A 4,829-nucleotide genomic window follows, 5' to 3' on the forward strand; every position below is an offset into this window, starting at 1 on the left:
CGCAATTTTTAAAAGCAAAAGCAAAACCATCACAAGGCTAAGGCATGGCAATTTATCACTGTACGACTAAGACCGTTAACCGAAGTTCGGGACGAACTGCGGTAGCATCTATCGCCTATCGTGCAGGAGAAAAATTGACAGATGAACGAACAGGATTAACGCACGACTTTACGAGAAAAGAAGGTGTGGCTTATACCGAAATTATCTCGAACTTAGATACTCAAATTGATCGTGCCGAACTCTGGAATCTGGCGGAAAAAACCGAAAACAGGAAAGATGCCAGAACTGCTAGAGAATGGGTTATTGCTTTGCCTGATGAATTGGATGAAGAACAACGCAAGGAACTCGCTAAAGACTTTGCCAAGTCATTAGTAGATCGCTATGGGGTAGTTGCAGATTTAGCGATTCATGCACCCAGTAAAGGTGGGGATGATAAAAACCATCATGCACATATCTTGCTGACAACTCGCAAAGCAGAATTAGACCCTGACAATAAATTGGTCCTTACTCAAAAAGCGGAAATCGAGTTAAGTAACACCAAAAGAAAAAGCCTAGGCATGGGAACAAGCCAGGAAGAAATCAAGCAGATTCGAGCCACCTGGGCAAACCTTGCAAATTACGCCCTGGACAAAGCAGGGTACAAAGAAAAAATAGACCATCGTAGCTATGCCGAACAAGGTAACGGCTTACAAGCCACGATACATGAAGGCAGCAAGGTTACTCAGTTACGCAGAAAGGGCATAGATACTGAAGTTAGCCGTTTCAATGACAATATCAAACAGCAAAACAGTCAGCAGCTCCAATACAAAGAACCTAAAAAGGAAAAAATCCTAGAACAAGGCTTCAGCCGTGTCGAAAAGGGTTTCGAGCAATGGAAGAAAGATCAGGAAGCTAAACGCCTACAACTGGAACATCAGCAGCAGTTAAAGCAGCAGCAAGAACGAGCCATGAAGCAGAAACAACGCCAAAGCATGAATAAAGATGGGCCATCTCTATGAGCAACCAAAACGATTTAGACGACCAGTTATATATTTTATTGGCTTCCATGAAGGAATACAGAGAAGCCATAGCAGACGATAAGAAGCGATTAGAGACGTTTTACACCCAAGTAGCTAGTGGGGTTCTAGATAAGGCTGAAAAGTCGCTGCAGGAGACAAATAAACAGGCTATAGGGGCATTAAAGAGCCGTATTCAGGAACTAGACAAGGCAACTAGCCGTCTTAACTATCAATTCATTGCCGTGTTTGCCAGTGCCTTTGTAGCGTTGGTGATGGTGTTGTTCTTGGCATTATTTTTATTTGTACCAAGTATGGATGAAATCCAGCAGCGCAGATCGGAAGTAAACAACCTGAAAAAATACAGTTTAGACCTATCAAAATGTGATGGGAAAACATGCGTTAGAGTTATAAAAAAACAGTGTGGCTATGGGAAAAATGCCGATTACTGTGTGATTGATCCTAAATAATTCCGATTCGGTACTTTGCTTTGCTCCTCTCATTACAAATTAACTTTTAGCAGTCGCAAAGTGGCTCGACTTTGAACTATGGCTAAAGCCAAGTTTCAAAGTGTCGAGCTTTAAGTGTATTTTTTGGCTAAAAATAAATGTAATAATATGTAATTAAATTCCTAACTGGACGACGGGATCACAGGATTACTTAGATTACGGAGGACAGATTACGAAGATTACTGGATAACGTAAAAATAATTTAAAAACAAACAATTAACATTGATTTTTGTACTATATATTACACATATCTTATTTATTCAGATTTTTTATTACCATTCAATAAATTATTATGTATATTAAATTTCTAAGAAAAATATTGAAAGATCAGGATAAACCCACTTAACTCACTTCTCATGACATATTAAATATTTGATTTTCAAGGAGTTTTTATGGAAAATAAAGATGTTGCCGTAAAAAGTAAGCCATCTAAACCAGCGGCTAAAAGGCTAGCGTTAAGAACGCGAATCTTTGGCAGTTTAGAGGATGTCGAGCTTTGGCATCGAGGTACTGATGATGGGTATATCCACTTACCACGGATTTTGCCTTTAGTAGTAAACATTATTGATGCTTTAACAAAAGGGAAGCCAGCAGGACAAACATACTTAGCATTATGGTGTCGTAACTATGATGAGATGATTGTGGATGTCACTGATGAAGCCTCTTTAGCGTATGAATCAGGTTTTTATAGTGAAAGACGAGTGACGACTTGGCAACAGAGAATGCAGTCACTTCATGATTTAGGGTTTGTTAAAGCACATAAAGTTGGAACTCGTTATCAGTACGTATTAATGCTTCATCCAATTCATGCGATCAAAGCTCTCTATGCCGAGAAGAAGATCCAGCAAGAAATGTATGAAATTTTTGAACATAGAGCCTATGAAGTAGGAGCACTTAAATGAAGTTAAGTTTTGAAAACAAAGGCGTTGGGGGGGACAGAAATGTCCTAGATATAACATTACGAAGGGAGGGTGATTATGAGCGAGCTCATTCACGCGATCTTAGTAGATATGCCAGTCGATATGTGGATAGCTATCTATCTTCTGGCATGGAGAACTAAGATTACGATAACAATTACACACAACCAATAACTAATATTCTTGCAGGAATAAAAAGTTAATAGATAAGGAGGTGAAAATTGAAGAAGGCGAGTCTGACCACTCGTCTTTTTCTATATTAAAACAGTAGAATTAATTATTTAACCCCCTGTTTTAAATAATACATTTCAGTCCAAACTCTTGTATTACACCTAATGTATTTTAAACCCAATTATTTTTATTAACCGAGCGAGTGTCTACGAGCGACTGCTTGGTATTAAAATTCATGCGTTTTTTCTCCCCGATTACAATTACTCCCATTTGCCTCATAAAGGGATTAACAGAGCAAAGCGACTGTACTTGAATTGGTTTATGACCGAGCGAAGCGAGCATAAAGCCTTCTGAGCGAAGCGAAGGCATAGTTTCTTTTTAAAACTCTCGATTGACCTTTGAAAAAACAGCCCCTCAACCGAGCGAAGCGAGGTTAAAACGTCCGAGCTTTAGCGAGGGCATAGGGCTGTTTTCATGCCTGCTTAGGCTTTTATATATATTTTAAAGTTTTTAAATGCTTTTAGACCTTCTGAAATTATTGATATTACTAAGTTTAAAAGCCAATAAAGACACAGATTCCTTGTTATAAAGACACAGATTCCTTGTTATAAAGACACAGATTCCTTGCTATAAAGACACAGATTCCTTGCATAAAGACACATAATACTTTAATGTGTCTTTATGCACATAATTATATAACGTGTTGAATATGAAGAATGGATTAGTAGTGAAAGATAATGCCTTGATAAACGCTAGTTATAATTTAGAAGTAACAGAACAGCGTTTAATACTTTTAGCAATTATCAATGCCCGTGAAACCCAGCAAGGAATTACTTCAGATAGCAAATTAGAGATACATGCTAGTGACTATGCAAACCAATTTAATGTAAAGAAAGAAACAGCTTATGAAGCATTAAAAAATGCTGTAAATAATTTATTTGAACGCCAGTTTTCTTTTAGAGAAACAACAACAAAAGGAGTTGGTATTGTTCGATCTCGTTGGGTGAGCAGAATCAAATATATTGATGATTCAGCTATATTAGAAATTACTTTTGCCCCTGATGTGGTGCCGTTAATTACAAGGCTTGAGCAACACTTTACTAGCTATCAATTAAAGCAAGTTTCTCAACTTACCAGTAAGTACGCTATACGCTTATATGAGCTTCTCATTGCATGGCGTGAAGTTGGTAAAGTGCCAAAGATTGAACTCTCTGAATTTAGGGAAAAACTAGGTATTGGAGCTGATGAATACAAAGCAATGAATCATTTCAAAAGCCGAGTATTAGAGCCTTCTATCCAACAAATTAATGAGCATACCGATATTACGGTCAGTTATGAGCAGCATAAAACTGGACGTACTATTTCTGGCTTTTCGTTCCGGTTTAAGCAAAAGCACACTCCTAAAATAGCAAAACAAATAGATTCAAAAAGAGATCCGAATGCACCTGATTTCTTTATTCCACTGACAGATGCTCAACGACATTTATTTGCTAATAAAATGGCTAAACTACCTGAATTGAGCGAGTATTCACGAGGAACTGAAAGCTATGAAGATTTTGCAATCCGTATTGCAGATATGCTTTTAGAACCGCCGAAATTTAGGATGTTCTATCCACTGCTAGAGCAGCTTGGGTTTAAGTAATCACTTTAAAGGGAGCTAAATAGCTCCTTTTTTATTGGTTTAGAATTGGCAAATCAAAAAGCTTTCTATCTCTATCTTCTATTAAATACTCGTTGAGTTCAGCGAGTATTTTTTCTTTATTGGCTTCATTGGCATTCATCTTCTTAATTAAATAAGAGCCAAGCAAAATTTTACGTCTAGTATCATCCTTTCTTTCCTGCTCTTTTTGCTTTGACTTTTCTCTAGCTTCGATAGCTTGTTTGCGAGCCTTTAACTGTTTCAGCTTTTCTAACTGAGCTTCGATTTTCTTTTCAAGATTTTCAGCAGCTTTTGTCATGATTCAGATTTTGGGATATAGAAAACCACTCAAGCATAAGGCCCTATGAATTGAAATTCAAGCGGGCTATATGCTATCGTGTTTTTCATGAAATGCGCACTTACGACTTGAACAAAGTTCAAGTCATCGTTGCGTAAGGGGAATCCCCTTAACCCCAAAAAATTGCGACGCAATTTTTAAAAGCAAAAGCAAAACCATCACAAGGCTAAGGCATGGCAATTTATCACTGTACGACTAAGACCGTTAACCGAAGTTCGGGACGAACTGCGGTAGCATCTA

Annotated in this window: 5 protein-coding genes; 4 read left to right on the forward strand and 1 reads right to left on the reverse strand. The window is 37.8% G+C overall.

The genetic code is table 11. From position 1 onward, the window contains the following. The first annotated feature begins 44 nt into the window (after nt 1-44). The 4 genes from mobQ (at nt 45) to repM (ending at nt 4,234) form a co-directional block, all read left to right on the forward strand. Complete coding sequence (gene mobQ, locus L6C30_RS14160; RefSeq protein ID WP_236163311.1) at nt 45-998, forward strand: MobQ family relaxase; 954 nt, start codon at nt 45-47, stop codon at nt 996-998. Further along, nucleotides 995-1,465, forward strand: a complete 471-nt coding sequence (locus L6C30_RS14165; protein ID WP_005264961.1) for a hypothetical protein — start codon at nt 995-997, stop codon at nt 1,463-1,465. Before mobQ ends, L6C30_RS14165 begins: the two co-directional genes overlap by 4 nt. A gap of 431 nt (nt 1,466-1,896) precedes the next feature. Then, entirely contained in the window at nt 1,897-2,406 is a 510-nt protein-coding gene (locus L6C30_RS14170; RefSeq protein ID WP_236163314.1) for a hypothetical protein, read from the forward strand. Nucleotides 2,407-3,301: 895 nt separating this feature from the next. After that, the gene (gene repM, locus L6C30_RS14175) at nt 3,302-4,234 is read left to right on the forward strand and encodes a replication initiation protein RepM (RefSeq protein ID WP_236163313.1); all 933 of its coding nucleotides are present in this window, start codon (nt 3,302-3,304) and stop codon (nt 4,232-4,234) included. Nucleotides 4,235-4,265: 31 nt separating this feature from the next. Here the strand turns inward: repM and L6C30_RS14180 are convergent, their stop codons facing one another. Next, nucleotides 4,266-4,550: a mobilization protein gene (locus L6C30_RS14180; RefSeq protein ID WP_236163312.1), complete on the reverse strand. Its 285-nt coding sequence runs from the start codon at nt 4,548-4,550 to the stop codon at nt 4,266-4,268. Between the last annotated feature and the right edge of the window lie 279 nt (nt 4,551-4,829).

The organism is Acinetobacter sp. KAM396 (assembly GCF_021602765.1).
Taxonomy (GTDB): Bacteria; Pseudomonadota; Gammaproteobacteria; order Pseudomonadales; family Moraxellaceae; genus Acinetobacter; species Acinetobacter towneri_A.

Excerpts from the sequence above, each read along its gene's own strand:
- L6C30_RS14165 (WP_005264961.1), top strand. The coding sequence starts at position 995 with ATGAGCAACCAAAACGATTTAGACGACCAGTTATATATTTTATTGGCT.
- L6C30_RS14180 (WP_236163312.1), bottom strand. The coding sequence starts at position 4,550 with ATGACAAAAGCTGCTGAAAATCTTGAAAAGAAAATCGAAGCTCAGTTA.
- repM (WP_236163313.1), top strand. The coding sequence starts at position 3,302 with ATGAAGAATGGATTAGTAGTGAAAGATAATGCCTTGATAAACGCTAGT.
- L6C30_RS14170 (WP_236163314.1), top strand. The coding sequence starts at position 1,897 with ATGGAAAATAAAGATGTTGCCGTAAAAAGTAAGCCATCTAAACCAGCG.
- mobQ (WP_236163311.1), top strand. The coding sequence starts at position 45 with ATGGCAATTTATCACTGTACGACTAAGACCGTTAACCGAAGTTCGGGA.